At 40.0% G+C, this 12554-nt stretch carries 15 protein-coding genes; 8 read left to right on the top strand and 7 right to left on the bottom strand.

Going from position 1 to position 12554, the window contains the following annotated elements:
* Positions 1-94: 94 nt before the first annotated feature.
* The 3 genes from DUT71_RS12115 to DUT71_RS12105 all read right to left on the bottom strand — a co-directional run bounded on the left by DUT71_RS12115 (position 95) and on the right by DUT71_RS12105 (position 2229).
* Positions 95-421 carry a HesB/IscA family protein gene (locus DUT71_RS12115; protein WP_113662799.1) on the bottom strand — a complete coding sequence of 109 codons (327 nt, stop codon included), beginning with the start codon at positions 419-421 and terminating at the stop codon, positions 95-97.
* A gap of 129 nt (positions 422-550) precedes the next feature.
* Positions 551-964 (bottom strand): Fe-S cluster assembly scaffold IscU, encoded by a 414-nt coding sequence (iscU, locus tag DUT71_RS12110; protein WP_113646778.1) that lies wholly within the window; start codon positions 962-964, stop codon positions 551-553.
* 53 nt (positions 965-1017) lie between these two features.
* Positions 1018-2229 carry an IscS subfamily cysteine desulfurase gene (locus DUT71_RS12105; protein WP_113662798.1) on the bottom strand — a complete coding sequence of 404 codons (1212 nt, stop codon included), beginning with the start codon at positions 2227-2229 and terminating at the stop codon, positions 1018-1020.
* 209 nt (positions 2230-2438) lie between these two features.
* Between DUT71_RS12105 and mce the strand changes: the two genes are divergently transcribed.
* Both mce and DUT71_RS12095 read left to right on the top strand, forming a co-directional pair.
* Positions 2439-2840 carry a methylmalonyl-CoA epimerase gene (gene mce, locus DUT71_RS12100; RefSeq protein WP_205313928.1) on the top strand — a complete coding sequence of 134 codons (402 nt, stop codon included), beginning with the start codon at positions 2439-2441 and terminating at the stop codon, positions 2838-2840.
* A 5-nt stretch (positions 2841-2845) separates the two neighbouring features.
* Positions 2846-3133 carry a hypothetical protein gene (locus DUT71_RS12095; RefSeq protein WP_113662904.1) on the top strand — a complete coding sequence of 96 codons (288 nt, stop codon included), beginning with the start codon at positions 2846-2848 and terminating at the stop codon, positions 3131-3133.
* Here DUT71_RS12095 and DUT71_RS12090 read toward each other — a convergent pair.
* A complete protein-coding gene (locus DUT71_RS12090) occupies positions 3123-4199 on the bottom strand; it encodes a serine hydrolase domain-containing protein (RefSeq protein WP_113662796.1) in 1077 nt (358 codons plus the stop codon). The two genes, DUT71_RS12095 and DUT71_RS12090, sit on opposite strands and share 11 nt — an antisense overlap.
* 226 nt (positions 4200-4425) lie before the next feature.
* On the bottom strand, positions 4426-5673 hold the full coding sequence (locus DUT71_RS12085; protein ID WP_113662795.1) for a cation:proton antiporter: 1248 nt from the start codon (positions 5671-5673) through the stop codon (positions 4426-4428).
* Positions 5674-5956: 283 nt separating this feature from the next.
* Here DUT71_RS12085 and DUT71_RS12080 point away from each other — a divergent pair, with 283 nt between their 5' ends.
* From DUT71_RS12080 to DUT71_RS12055, 6 genes are all read left to right on the top strand, one after another.
* Positions 5957-6205, top strand: coding sequence for a type B 50S ribosomal protein L31 (locus DUT71_RS12080; protein ID WP_113646771.1), 249 nt, complete (start codon positions 5957-5959; stop codon positions 6203-6205).
* Between the two features lie 68 nt (positions 6206-6273).
* Positions 6274-7443 carry a putative sugar nucleotidyl transferase gene (locus DUT71_RS12075; protein ID WP_113662794.1) on the top strand — a complete coding sequence of 390 codons (1170 nt, stop codon included), beginning with the start codon at positions 6274-6276 and terminating at the stop codon, positions 7441-7443.
* A 95-nt stretch (positions 7444-7538) separates the two neighbouring features.
* Positions 7539-8300, top strand: coding sequence for a triose-phosphate isomerase (gene tpiA, locus DUT71_RS12070; RefSeq protein WP_113662793.1), 762 nt, complete (start codon positions 7539-7541; stop codon positions 8298-8300).
* On the top strand, positions 8300-9133 hold the full coding sequence (gene prmA / locus DUT71_RS12065) for a 50S ribosomal protein L11 methyltransferase (RefSeq protein WP_113662792.1): 834 nt from the start codon (positions 8300-8302) through the stop codon (positions 9131-9133). The genes tpiA and prmA overlap by 1 nt, the downstream gene beginning before the upstream one ends.
* Positions 9134-9163: 30 nt before the next feature.
* On the top strand, positions 9164-10519 hold the full coding sequence (locus tag DUT71_RS12060) for a UDP-N-acetylmuramate--L-alanine ligase (RefSeq protein WP_113662903.1): 1356 nt from the start codon (positions 9164-9166) through the stop codon (positions 10517-10519).
* 6 nt (positions 10520-10525) lie between these two features.
* The gene (locus DUT71_RS12055) at positions 10526-10873 is read left to right on the top strand and encodes a helix-turn-helix domain-containing protein (RefSeq protein ID WP_240186918.1); all 348 of its coding nucleotides are present in this window, start codon (positions 10526-10528) and stop codon (positions 10871-10873) included.
* A 45-nt stretch (positions 10874-10918) separates the two neighbouring features.
* On the opposite strand, the gene DUT71_RS12050 is transcribed toward DUT71_RS12055, so the two are convergent.
* Together DUT71_RS12050 and DUT71_RS12045 are read right to left on the bottom strand one after the other, a co-directional pair.
* A complete protein-coding gene (locus tag DUT71_RS12050; RefSeq protein ID WP_113662791.1) occupies positions 10919-12040 on the bottom strand; it encodes a GNAT family N-acetyltransferase in 1122 nt (373 codons plus the stop codon).
* A gap of 70 nt (positions 12041-12110) precedes the next feature.
* Complete coding sequence (locus DUT71_RS12045; RefSeq protein ID WP_113662790.1) at positions 12111-12305, bottom strand: hypothetical protein; 195 nt, start codon at positions 12303-12305, stop codon at positions 12111-12113.
* Positions 12306-12554 lie beyond the last annotated feature (249 nt).

The following is a 12554-nucleotide window of genomic DNA, read 5'->3' as shown; positions in this document are numbered from 1 at the left end:
AGATGTTTGTGCACTGCCTTTAATACCTAAAAAAGGGCAAAACAACAAAAGGCACCGATGAACAGTGCCTTTTGTGATATTTTATAATTTGTACTTACACAGAGAAACTCTCGCCACAGCCGCAGGTTCTACTGGCATTAGGATTGATAAAGTTAAAGCCTTTGCCATTCAAACCATCTGAAAAATCCAATTCAGTACCTGCAAGGTATAGAAACGATTTCATGTCCAAGGCTATCCTAATTCCACGATCTTCGAAAAATTGGTCGCCAGTTTTCTCTTCGTTATCAAAATCCAGATTGTATGATAAACCAGAACAACCGCCGCCTTTTACCGAAACACGTAAAAAGTAATCAGAGCCCAGCTGCGAATCTTGCATCAGGTGGTCTATCTTATCTTTTGCTTTATCTGTTATCGTAATCATAATTGTAGTATTTAGTATAAAGTATTTAGACAAGCTGCATAAGCAGCCATTGTCATTACCTTTAATCCTTTTAGCAGTCGGTACTTAACGATGATATCTAACATCTAAATACTAACTACTAAATACTTTTTAGTGGTGTGATTTTGGTAATTCCAATGCTTCTAAACCATTTTTAACGCGATAGTCGTTAATTGCAGATTTGATGGCATCTTCAGCCAATACCGAACAGTGGATTTTCACTGGAGGCAAAGCTAATTCTTCTACCAAATCCATGTTATCGATGGCTAAAGCTTCGTCAATAGACTTGCCTTTCAACCATTCGGTAGCTAAAGATGAAGAGGCGATTGCAGAGCCACATCCAAAAGTCTTGAATTTAGCATCTGTAATTACATTTTCATCATTTACCTCAATTTGCAAGCGCATTACGTCGCCGCATTCTGGAGCACCCACTAAGCCCGTACCTACGTTTTTAGCTTCTTTATTTAAAGTACCAACGTTTCTAGGGTTGGTGTAGTGATCAATTACTTTTTCTGAATATGCCATGATATCTTTTATTTTAATTAGCTAATTAGCCAATATGATTATTATCTAATTTATTAGTGTTCTGCCCACTCAATTTTGCTCAAGTCGATACCTTCTTTAAACATTTCCCACAGCGGAGAAAGATCTCTCAAGTGGTTAACTGCTTTTTTGGTATTTTCTATGGCGTAGTCAACTTCTTCTTCGGTAGTAAATCTGCCTAGGCCAAAACGTATCGAAGAGTGTGCCAAATCATCAGAAAGGCCTAGAGCTTTTAATACGTATGATGGTTCTAACGAAGCAGAAGTACAAGCTGAACCTGAAGAAACCGCTAAATCTTTCATTGCCATCATCAAGCCTTCACCTTCTACATATTTAAAAGAGATGTTGGCTACGTGAGGTAAACGATGTGCCACATTGCCATTCACATAGCTTTCTTCAAGTTGTGTTAACGCACTTTCTAGTTTATCGCGTAGGGCAGATAAGCGCTTAGCCTCCTCATCCATTTCTAAACGGCAAAGCTCGCACGCTTTCCCTAAACCAACAATTCCGGGTACGTTTAAGGTTCCTGAGCGCATGCCACGCTCATGGCCGCCACCGTCCATTTGGGCAGTAACTTTAACCCTGGGTCCTTTTCTGCGTACATACAAAGCACCAATACCTTTTGGTCCGTACATTTTGTGTGCACTAAATGCCATTAGGTCAATGCCGTCAGCATTTACGTCAACCGGGATTTTGCCCACCGCTTGAGTAGCATCAGTCATGAACAAGGCACCATGTTTGTGTGCAATGGCAGAAATTTCTTTCACTGGTTGTATTACGCCAATTTCGTTGTTACCATACATGATAGATACCAGGATGGTTTCAGGAGTCATGGCGGCTTCAAGTTCTTGAAGATCAATTAAGCCATCTTCCTTTACATTTAGGTAAGTGATTTTTGCGCCGAGTTTTTCTAAATGTTTGCAAGTATCCAATACCGCTTTATGTTCTGTAGTGGCGGTAATGATATGGTTGCCTTTATCAGCATACATCTCAAAAACACCTTTAATGGCCAAGTTGTCAGCTTCGGTAGCGCCAGAAGTAAAGATGATTTCTTTTTCTGTACAGCCAATCAATTTTGCAACTTGCTCACGGGCGTAATCTACTGCCTCCTCAGCCACCCAGCCAAAAGCATGGTTACGGCTAGCTGCATTACCAAACTTTGAAGTGAAGTAAGGTAACATAGCTTCTAAAACCCTTGGATCTAAAGGGGTAGTAGCATTATTATCTAAGTAAATAGGAAGTTCCATGATCTAATTCTTGTCTTAATTAATATACAAAGATACGAAAAAACTTTCCGAACAATTATAAATAATAGCTATGAAGCTATAGTTAAAAGCTGCATTTTTACATTGCGATAACGAGAAGACGTGGTTGCGGGTTGCCGGCGCTAGCGATTTGGCATTTAAGTGCCTAATTTAGCTCCCGGCTTTATAACATTAACCTTCCGCAGTAAATTATGAACAAGATAGAACACATTGGTATTGCCGTTAATGATTTGAAACAGGCATCTGCTTTGTACGAAAAACTACTGGGTACAAATTGCTATAAAACGGAGGCTGTTGAAAGTGAAAATGTTGAAACAGCTTTCTTTAAAGTTGGTGCTAACAAAATAGAGCTGTTGGCCGCAACGGCCGAAGAAAGTGCCATTGCCAAATTTGTAGCCAAAAAAGGAGAGGGCGTTCACCATATTGCCTTTGATGTAGATGATATTTATGCCGAAATGGACCGGTTGAGAAAAGATGGTTTTGTACTGCTAAACGAACAACCTAAAAAAGGCGCCGACAATAAATTGATTTGTTTTGTGCATCCTAAGGGAACAAATGGTGTTTTAATAGAGCTTTGTCAGGAAATTAGATGAGCGGGATGTCTTTAGCCAAAATGGTAGGCAAAGATTTTGAACTACCCGAGGAAATATCCGAAGCCCAATTGCGCAGTGCACTGGTGAGGGCTTTTGAATATCTGGTGGAGGATGATTTTCCAAAATTGGTGCAAATTCTTTATCGTGCCGATGTAGACCAGGACAAACTTAAAAAACTGCTGGAGAGTACAGAAAATGCCAGCTCGGGCGAGATCATTGCCGATGCCTACCTTGCCAGGCAAAAGGCAAAACTGGAAATATGGAATAAGTACAGCAAGCCTTCTAGCGAGTGATGATGGCAATGGCATCTTTGGCTATCTTTTTCAGGTTTCCTGCATCGGTATTACAAAAAATAATCACTTTGTATTTCAGATCGGGCAGTTGCAGAAACGTATGGTTAAAGCCTCCGATATTGCCATTACGTTCAACAATGTTGATTTTTTTTGCGTTTATGCTTTCTGTGCCGATATAACCGCCCGCTGATACGTAATATGTGCTATTTTCTACCAAACCAATTTTCTGCTCAGGTTGATAAAGTTCGGCTAATGATTGCTTGCTGATGATTTGCTGGCGTTCCAAAGCTAGGCTGAATTGCAGGAGCTCCCCTGGGGTAGTGAACATGGCACCAGCACCCGCGTAGTTTTCCAGGTACAAAGGGTAGTTGTTTTGTAAGGGATCCTTTACTTTTTCATTGCCAAAGGAGTAGTTGTAATAGCCATAAGCAAGGTTGCTAATGATTGAATCCCTGCGGGCTATGCCCGTGTTTTTAAGTCCCAAAGGCTGTGAAATTAACTCATCGAGCAAGCTCGCCCAAGGTTTTGCAGAAACTTGTTCCAAAATAGCGGTTAGCAAAATAAAATTGACATTGTTATACCTGTATTTGCTGCCAGGTTCAAATAGCAGTGTGTCCTTGATCCTTTTGGAGATAAATTCTTTTGGCGAAAGCTTGATCATATAATCGGCTATCTTTTCATTGGGCAAGCCCGAAGTATGGTGAACCAGATCTTTAACCCTGATTTTTTTATTGCTATTTGGCAACAGGTTGGGTAGGTAAGTGTTAATGTTGCTGTTTAAATCTAATTTGCCCTGTTCCTTTAGTTTAAAGGCCATTACCGAAGCATATAGTTTTGTAATTGAAGCGATGGGAAACCGGGTTTGCGAATGGATGGGCACATTGAACTGCCTATTGGCCAGCCCATACTGCTTCTCAAAAATAATTTGGTTGTTTTTGGTAATTAATACCGAGCCATCAAATCGTCCTTTTTTAAAATTGGCCGTAAACAGGCTGTCGAGTTGTTTTTGTTGAGCGCTAACATTAAAAACATAAAGTAGCAGAATAACAATTCCTTTAAGTTTCATCTTTTGTTTTTCGACATAAGACAGTAAAACTTTAAGGAAGTTGCACGTGGAAATGGAATATCTAATTTTCTTTGGTTGTAAACTTTACGAAGCTTTTAAAACTTCGTAAAGTTTAAGGGCAATCTTAAAGCGGTATTTTGTTGTAAAGCAGAACCTGAAACAAATTCAGGATGATGAATTTATTTCGGCACCAGCCAAATTTTTTGGCCGATGTATGCTTTAATGTCTAATCTTCCTCTTTTGAAAGTGCTCTGGTGGCTACTTTGCCAACGCTTAGCCCCTGTACAATGATAGAAAATACCACAATGAAATAGGTGATGGCCAATATCACTGGCTTGTGCGGCCCTTCGTCAATGGATAAGGCCAGGGCAATGGAAACACCGCCTCGTAAACCTCCCCAAACCAAAACTTTAATGGTGCCCTTGCTAAACTTATTCTTGAAAGGGATTACCTTAACTGGAATATAGATGGATATAAATCTGGCAAAAAGCACCACCATAATGCTAATGCCGCCTATTAACCAGTAATTGGTGATGTTAGGGATAATCAGCAGTTCGAAGCCAATGAAAAGAAACAAAATGGCGTTCAGAATTTCATCGATCAGTTCCCAAAATTTGTTCAAATAATCTTTGGTAGTAGCCGACATGGCGGTTCTTTTACCATAATTGCCGATAACGATACCCGCGGCAACCATGGTCAAAGGCCCTGAAATATGCATGGCTCTGGCAATTAGGTATCCACCCATTACCACCGATAGGGTAATTAAAACCGAGACTTTGTAGTCGTCAATCTTGCGCATGGCATTTGAGGCTCCTAGGCCCAATAATGCGCCCACAATAAATCCACCTGCCGCTTCTTTAACCAAAAGCCAAGAAATATTGCCGAAAGAAATATCGATGTCGCTGCTTTGGGTAAGTTGTAAAATTACAGCAAAAACCACTACGGCAACACCGTCGTTAAACAATGATTCGCCTGCTACCTTGGTTTCGAGCGACTTTTTGACTTTCGCTTCTTTTAAAACCCCCATTACAGCAATGGGATCAGTAGGAGAAATTAAGGCACCAAACAACAAACAATATAAAAACGGAATATTGAGCTGAAACACCGGTGCGATATAGAACAGTATACCGCCAACTACAAAAGTAGAAATAACCACACTCACGGTCGAAAATATTATGATTGGACCCCGTTGTTCTTTCAGGTCTTTTAGGTTGATATGGATGGCTCCCGCAAACAAAAGGAAGTTTAGCATGGCACCCATCAATACTTCGGTAAAATCTACATCTCGTAAAAGATTAGAAAAATGGCTAAATGTATCAGGAAACAAATGTCCGGTAATAACCAAAACTATAGAAGACAACATGGCAATAATCATAATGCCAATAGTAGATGGAAGCTTGAGGTAACGTAGGTTTAGGTAGGAAAAAAATGAGGCCAGAACAATAAGAACAGAAAACGAATAGTATAACTCCATGAATAAAAATTGAAGGTTTTTGAAATAGGTAAGTTCGCAATATATTCAAAAAAGGCCGTTTTTGCAAGAAAAGGACAGCTTTGGCGGTTAACAGGCTGGCTCATTCTGTTTAAATCACTTATGGCCAAAAAAATATTGTTTGTGAGAACTTGTTTGTATGGAAAATAATCTAGATATTTGCACCTCTAAAAATAAAGATTAAGATAAGAGGCATCCATCAGCGTCGTTTGCCAGCAAATTGCAAAAGCTGCGTTGGGGTTTCAAAATAAAGTTTAAATAGATTATGAAAAAAGATTTGCATCCATCAAGCTACAGATTTGTTGTATTTAAAGATATGTCTAACGACTATTCTTTCTTAACCAAGTCTTGTGTTGAAACTAAAGAAACTGTTAAATGGGAAGATGGTAACGAGTATCCTCTTTACAAATTAGAGATTTCTCACACTTCTCACCCTTTTTATACTGGTAAAATGAAATTGGTTGATACTGCAGGTCGTATCGACAAGTTCAAAAACCGTTACGCTAAAAAATAATTTAGCTAAAGAGATATTTTTTGAAAGTCCCGAGCGTAAGCACGGGACTTTTTTTATTTTTGTAGCTTATGGCGATCAATCTTTTTGATGACAAATCTTGGCTATCACTCAGGCCACTAACATTTACCAGGCCCGTAGCCGATATAAGGGTCGGTATCCTGACCATTGCAGAGAAATGGGCTAAACATCTTGAGATGCCCTTTGGCTATCAAACGCAGGACTATCTGAGCAAAAAATACTCGCCAATTTCCGGGCAACTTTTTATCAATGGCGCAATTTGCCCAGATAAAGATTTGTTGGAAGCTGTAATGCAGCTGAAAGATGAACAGATACTGCATGCCGCAGATGTGGTAATTGCCTACAAATCCTCGGCTGCGGTTAGCCATTCGGAGGCGTTCAAAAATCTTGAAAGGGTAGCTTACCTGTACGGATTCGTGAAAATTGATTATCCTGAACAGATTTTTGGCTATAATGACATCGAGCTTCAAAAAGATTTCGCTTTACTTACCAAAGGGAAAACTTCTGCCAAGCTGAGCGGCACCAACACCATTTTGGGCGATAATATTTTTGTGGAAGAAGGAGCGACTGCCGAATGTGCTACTTTCAATACGTTGCAAGGTCCGGTTTATCTGGGGAAAAACAGCCAGGTTTGGGAAGGCTGCCATATACGCGGATCATTTGCTTTGTGCCACGATTCGCAAGTGAAAATGGGCGCTAAAATTTATGGCAAAACAACCATTGGCCCATTTAGCAGGGTAGGGGGCGAAATCAATAATGCCGTAATTTGGGGCTATTCCTCCAAAGGCCATGAAGGTTACCTGGGTAATTCGGTAATGGGCCAATGGTGCAATATTGGTGCTGATAGCAACAACTCAAACCTCAAAAATAACTACGCAGAAGTACGTTTATGGGACTATGATAAAGAAAGTTTCCGCGAAACCGGCCTGCAATTCTGCGGATTGATCATGGCCGATCATGCAAAATGTGCCATCAATACCATGTTCAATACGGGTACGGTAGCAGGTGTAAGCGCCAATGTTTTTGGAGCGGGTTTCCCTAGAAATTTTATCCCAGATTTTTCCTGGGGCGGTTCGCACGGCTTTGAGGTGTATACCTTGAATAAGATGCTGGAAACCACCGAAAAAGTTTACGAGCGCAGAGATACCCTTTTAGATGAAACGGAAAGAGAAATTATTGCACACGTATTTGAACTAACAAAACAATATAGACACTTTTAATACGATTTTATCCCGTAATTACGGGAACAAACCACGGTTTAAGACTTGCGGTACACGCATAGCTTAAAACGTACAACTTAAAACCCAATATAGATATGAGAAAAAAAATAGTTGCTGGAAACTGGAAAATGAATAACGATTACAATGAAGGCGTTTCATTGTTCTCTGAAATTGTAAACATGGTAAGAGATGAGAAAAAGGGTAACCAAATTGCGGTAATCTGTTCTCCGTTTATTCACTTGAATAGCCTAGCACAACTATCGTCGGGAGTGGTTAAAATTGGTGCGCAAAACTGCCATCAAAATGAAAATGGCGCTTACACTGGAGAAATTTCTGCAAAAATGATTAAATCTACCGGAGCAGAATATGTAATTATCGGCCACTCTGAGCGTAGGCAATATTTTGCTGAAACCAATCAATTATTGGCCGAGAAAACCAATGTGGCACTTAAAAATAACCTGGTGCCTATTTTTTGTATTGGCGAAACTTTGGACGAAAGAAACAATGGAAGTTACTTCAACGTGATCGAAAGCCAACTTGAAGAAGGTGTTTTTGGTTTAAGCGCCGAGGATTTTGGTAAGGTGGTATTGGCTTACGAGCCAGTTTGGGCCATTGGAACAGGTTTAACGGCTACACCAGAACAAGCTCAGGATATTCATGCTTTTATCCGCTCTAAAGTTGAAGCAAAATATGGAATGAACGTTGCCGATGACACCACAATTTTATATGGGGGAAGCTGTAATGCCAAAAATGCTCCCGAGCTTTTTGCACAGCCTGATATTGACGGGGGCTTAATTGGCGGTGCCTCACTAAAATCACGCGATTTTACAGATATTGTTAAAGCATTAAATTCTTAATGGATTATATACAGGTAAATTTTAGCTTCGAACAAATCGAAGAGTACCAGCAGGATCTTTTAGTTGGCCAACTGGCCGAAATAGGCTTCGATTCCTTTGTAGATTCTACGGAAGGTTTCGATGCCTTCATTATTGCTGAGCAATTTGACGAAAGTAAGCTGAAAGAAGTGGTTGATGAACTGGATTTTGCAGTGAATTATGAAGTTCGGGAAATTGCACCTCAGAATTGGAACGAAGAGTGGGAAAAGAATTTTAGCCCTTTGATCATCAGTGATAACTGCTACGTAAGGGCAACTTTTCATGAAGCCCAGCCGCAATATCGCTATGAAATAGTGATTGACCCCAAAATGGCTTTTGGTACAGGACATCACCAAACCACCACCATGATGATGCAATACGTACTTGAAACCGATGTTACTGGTGCTTCGGTATTGGACATGGGGGCTGGTACCGCTATTTTGGGCATTTTAGCGGCAAAAAGAGGCGCAAAAGATATTGTAGCGATAGATTATGATGAGGTTTGCTATTTAAGTGCCATTGAAAATGCAAAGCTCAATGCTATTGGCAACTTGGTATCTCTACGCGGAAGTAAGGAAGTTATTCCTCAAACAACTTTCGATATCATTTTAGCGAACATTAACCGGAACATCCTTTTAGATCAGATAGAAAGTTACGCCACTGTACTTAAACATGGCGGATTGATTTTATTCAGCGGTTTTTATGAAACCCCAGATTTGGATATCATTAAATCACATGCCCAACAATATGGCTTAGTTTACCAAAACCACAAAAAAATGGGTGATTGGGTAGCCGCCAAATTTGTAAAGAATTAGCTGATTAGCTAATTGAATAATTTACTAATGATGAAGATACATTTAATAGCCATTGGCGGTGCGGCAATGCACAATTTGGCGATAGCGTTGCATAAAAAAGGTTTCGAGGTTAGCGGGTCAGATGATGTGATTTACGAGCCCTCTAAAAGCCGCTTGGATAAATATGGTTTATTGCCTGCCCAAATGGGTTGGGACGAAAGCCGTATTGCCGCTGATATTGAGGTGGTTATTTTAGGTATGCACGCTCGTGCAGATAACCCCGAATTGTTGAAAGCTCAGGCGCTGGGATTGAAAATCTATTCTTATCCCGCATATATCTACGAGCAATCGAAAGAGAAAACCCGGGTAGTGATCGGCGGTAGCCATGGAAAAACAACCATTACGTCGATGATTTTGCACGTGCTCAACTATCACCAAAAGGATTTTGATTATTTGGTTGGTGCACAGCTGGCAGGATTTGATACCATGGTAAAAATTACGGATTCGGCACCTATTATGGTAATTGAAGGAGATGAGTATTTGGCGTCTCCCATTGATAGAAGACCTAAGTTCCATTTATACCATGCCAATATCGCCGTAATTAGCGGTATCGCATGGGACCATATCAACGTATTTCCAACTTTTGCCAACTACGTTGAGCAGTTTGCCAAATTTATTGAAACCATTGCCCCAAACGGAACACTGATTTATTGCGAATTGGATCAGGAATTGAACCAAATGGTTTTGAAATCTACAGCCAATGTAGAGAAGATCCCGTACGGCGTTCCTGCGCACGAAGTGCGAAACGGCATTACTTATTTGCTGCCTCAGCAAACACCTCTAAATATATTTGGCGACCATAATTTGATGAACCTGAATGCCGCCAAGCAAGTTTGTGCAAAACTGGGCATTGCTGACGACGGATTTAACGAGGCCATTGCTTCTTTTGCGGGAGCAGCCAAACGCTTAGAGTTGGTAGGTACTGTAAATCAAACCAATATTTATAAGGATTTTGCACATTCGCCATCTAAATTGAAAGCAACTATTCATGCCGTTAAAGCACAATTTGCTGATAGGAAATTAGTGGCAATGATGGAACTTCATACTTTTAGCAGTTTAAATAAACAGTTCCTGAAGGAGTACAGTGGAGCAATGAAGGATGCCGATGTGGCTATAGTATATATTGATGCAAAGACTTTCGAACAGAAAAAAATGCAGCCATTAACTGAAGCAGATATCAAGGAAGCCTTTGAAGACGATAGATTGTTGTTTTTTAACGATCCTGCTAAATTGGAAACCTATTTGAAAAGCCTTAATTATCATCAAACCAATTTGTTGCTGATGAGTTCTGGGACTTACGCAGGACTTGACTTGCCGAAATTGGCTAAAGAACTTAAAACCAATTAGATTATTTTGGCCAGCCAGCACTTGATTACAGAGGTAGGAAACAACATCAGGGCTTTGCGCTTGCAAAAGGGAAAAGGACAAACCGAAGTAGCTAAGGCCTTAAGTATATCCGTAGCGGCACTTTCAAAAATAGAAAATGGACAAACGGATATTAATTTGTCTCGTTTACTTCAAGTGGCAAAGTATTTTGGCGTGTCCGTGGTTTCGCTCCTTTCAAAAGATTTGGCCAATACAGCGCCGCAAGAGGTAATAGAAGAGGTAACGGAATTGAAAAAACTACTTGCAGAAAAAGAAGCGGAGGTGTTTAAATTGCAGAAGAAAGTGATAGACCTTTACGACAAATTAGGCCTTTGATACTATTCATCCTTTGGCAGAAAAAGAATTTTCTGCCAAAGAGACTTAAAATTTCTTTCTTAAAGTCAAATGTTTTTTGCCAAATCTGGCCCCAGTAGCCTGGTGTATCGCCAGCATCTTCTCATTAAAATCTCCAACCCACGAAAGCTCCAGTTCCTCGTAATTTTTCTTGTTTGGAAGTACATACTCCTTCAATTTGATAAATAACGAAGATTCTAATCCGTGTTTTTGGTAAGCTTGTTTGGTGCCCATTACTATGGCACGCATTCTGTTAACGCCCGCCCAACGCCTGTAGGCGAACCGCAATTTTTGCCATAGGCCCAATTTGCCGTTAAAACCTTTAATCATCTGGTTGGCATCGGGAATAATTACCACAAAGGATGCTGGTTCTCCATTGGCGTAGGCAAACCAGATCAATTTTTCGTCCATAATTACTTCCATTTGTTTAAAGCTTTCCTGAAGGATCTCTTTTTTAATGGGCACAAAATTTTCGAAATCTTTCCAGCCGTCGTTGTAAATTTCCATCAAATCGTTGATGTATTTGTCGGCATTCTTTTTATCAAAATGTTCAAAAGAATAGGCCGGTTTGCTGGCTACCCAATTGGCAATTTTTGTAAAACGTTCCGGGAAAGGCTGCTTTACATCTACAATATTGGTAAGCTGTTCGTAAGCAGTTTCAAAGCCATAATGCCTAAATAGTTTAAGGTAATAGGGCAAATGATAGTTCATGCCATACGAAGCTGGAGTAAAACCTTCAATGAGCAAGCCCCAAAAGGTATCGTTCTCGCCAAAATTGATAGGCCCCTCCATGGCTTTCATGCCTCTTTCGGCTAGCCACTGTTTGGCGGTATCAAAAAGTAGGTTGGCCGCATTCTGATCATCTATACATTCAAAAAAACCAATGCCTCCAGTAGGAACTTCATAGCCGTAGGCCTTCTTCTCATTGATAAAAGCCGCTATTCTTCCAATGGTTTTGCCCTTGTTGTCTTGCAGTATCCATCTGGTGCATTGCCCATGCTTAAAGAAAGGGTTTTGATTAGGGTCAAATATTTTCACCACGTCTTGATCCAAGGGCCTAATGTAGGCTTTATCATTGCGGTAAAGATGGTTTACCACATCGAGAAACTGGTTTTGTGTTGGATGGTTGTTAACTACTATCACTTTCATGCAGGGGCTAAAATAACAAAAAGCATCTGTTTAGGATGCTTTTTGTGATAATGTTTATAGAACTGTTAGCTTAATAGTCGTCGTCATCATCGTCGTCATAACTATCGAAATTGTCGAAGTCGTCCAGAGGCATGTCAAAGTCATCTTCATCCTCTTCTAGATTCTTCTCATCTTGGATGTCATCTAGTTCCTCATCCATCTCTTCTTTCTTGGAATTTGGCTTGCCTGTAGGCTTGTCTTGAATAGGTTTTTTTGGCGTTTTCATTACACAAAAAATTGTTAATAGTTCGAAAGTTAAATGCGCTAATTAAAGTTACAAAAATCTTTTTTAAAATAGAAAACAGCGTTGTTTGTTTAGTTTTTCGCAGGCCCAAAAATAGAATAAAAACCATTTTTGAAAAATTTTTTTTTGAATTTTTTGGAGGTTTTTTTTGAAGCGCGGATAATCCATTTTGGTGTAAAATAAAAAAGCGTCCTAATTGAAAAATCGGGACGCTTTTAACACACAAATGAA

The sequence above is a fragment of the Pedobacter nanyangensis genome, assembly GCF_003313505.1.
In the GTDB taxonomy this organism is placed as follows: Bacteria; Bacteroidota; Bacteroidia; order Sphingobacteriales; family Sphingobacteriaceae; genus Pedobacter; species Pedobacter nanyangensis.
This window is presented reverse-complemented; position numbering and strand designations above follow the sequence as displayed.

What these genes read in the sequence shown, in the direction of transcription:
- DUT71_RS12115 (WP_113662799.1), bottom strand. Translation starts at nt 421, where the DNA reads ATGATTACGATAACAGATAAAGCAAAAGATAAGATAGACCACCTGATG.
- iscU (WP_113646778.1), bottom strand. Translation starts at nt 964, where the DNA reads ATGGCATATTCAGAAAAAGTAATTGATCACTACACCAACCCTAGAAAC.
- DUT71_RS12105 (WP_113662798.1), bottom strand. Translation starts at nt 2,229, where the DNA reads ATGGAACTTCCTATTTACTTAGATAATAATGCTACTACCCCTTTAGAT.
- mce (WP_205313928.1), top strand. Translation starts at nt 2,439, where the DNA reads ATGAACAAGATAGAACACATTGGTATTGCCGTTAATGATTTGAAACAG.
- DUT71_RS12095 (WP_113662904.1), top strand. Translation starts at nt 2,846, where the DNA reads ATGTCTTTAGCCAAAATGGTAGGCAAAGATTTTGAACTACCCGAGGAA.
- DUT71_RS12090 (WP_113662796.1), bottom strand. Translation starts at nt 4,199, where the DNA reads ATGAAACTTAAAGGAATTGTTATTCTGCTACTTTATGTTTTTAATGTT.
- DUT71_RS12085 (WP_113662795.1), bottom strand. Translation starts at nt 5,673, where the DNA reads ATGGAGTTATACTATTCGTTTTCTGTTCTTATTGTTCTGGCCTCATTT.
- DUT71_RS12080 (WP_113646771.1), top strand. Translation starts at nt 5,957, where the DNA reads ATGAAAAAAGATTTGCATCCATCAAGCTACAGATTTGTTGTATTTAAA.
- DUT71_RS12075 (WP_113662794.1), top strand. Translation starts at nt 6,274, where the DNA reads ATGGCGATCAATCTTTTTGATGACAAATCTTGGCTATCACTCAGGCCA.
- tpiA (WP_113662793.1), top strand. Translation starts at nt 7,539, where the DNA reads ATGAGAAAAAAAATAGTTGCTGGAAACTGGAAAATGAATAACGATTAC.
- prmA (WP_113662792.1), top strand. Translation starts at nt 8,300, where the DNA reads ATGGATTATATACAGGTAAATTTTAGCTTCGAACAAATCGAAGAGTAC.
- DUT71_RS12060 (WP_113662903.1), top strand. Translation starts at nt 9,164, where the DNA reads ATGAAGATACATTTAATAGCCATTGGCGGTGCGGCAATGCACAATTTG.
- DUT71_RS12050 (WP_113662791.1), bottom strand. Translation starts at nt 12,040, where the DNA reads ATGAAAGTGATAGTAGTTAACAACCATCCAACACAAAACCAGTTTCTC.
- DUT71_RS12045 (WP_113662790.1), bottom strand. Translation starts at nt 12,305, where the DNA reads ATGAAAACGCCAAAAAAACCTATTCAAGACAAGCCTACAGGCAAGCCA.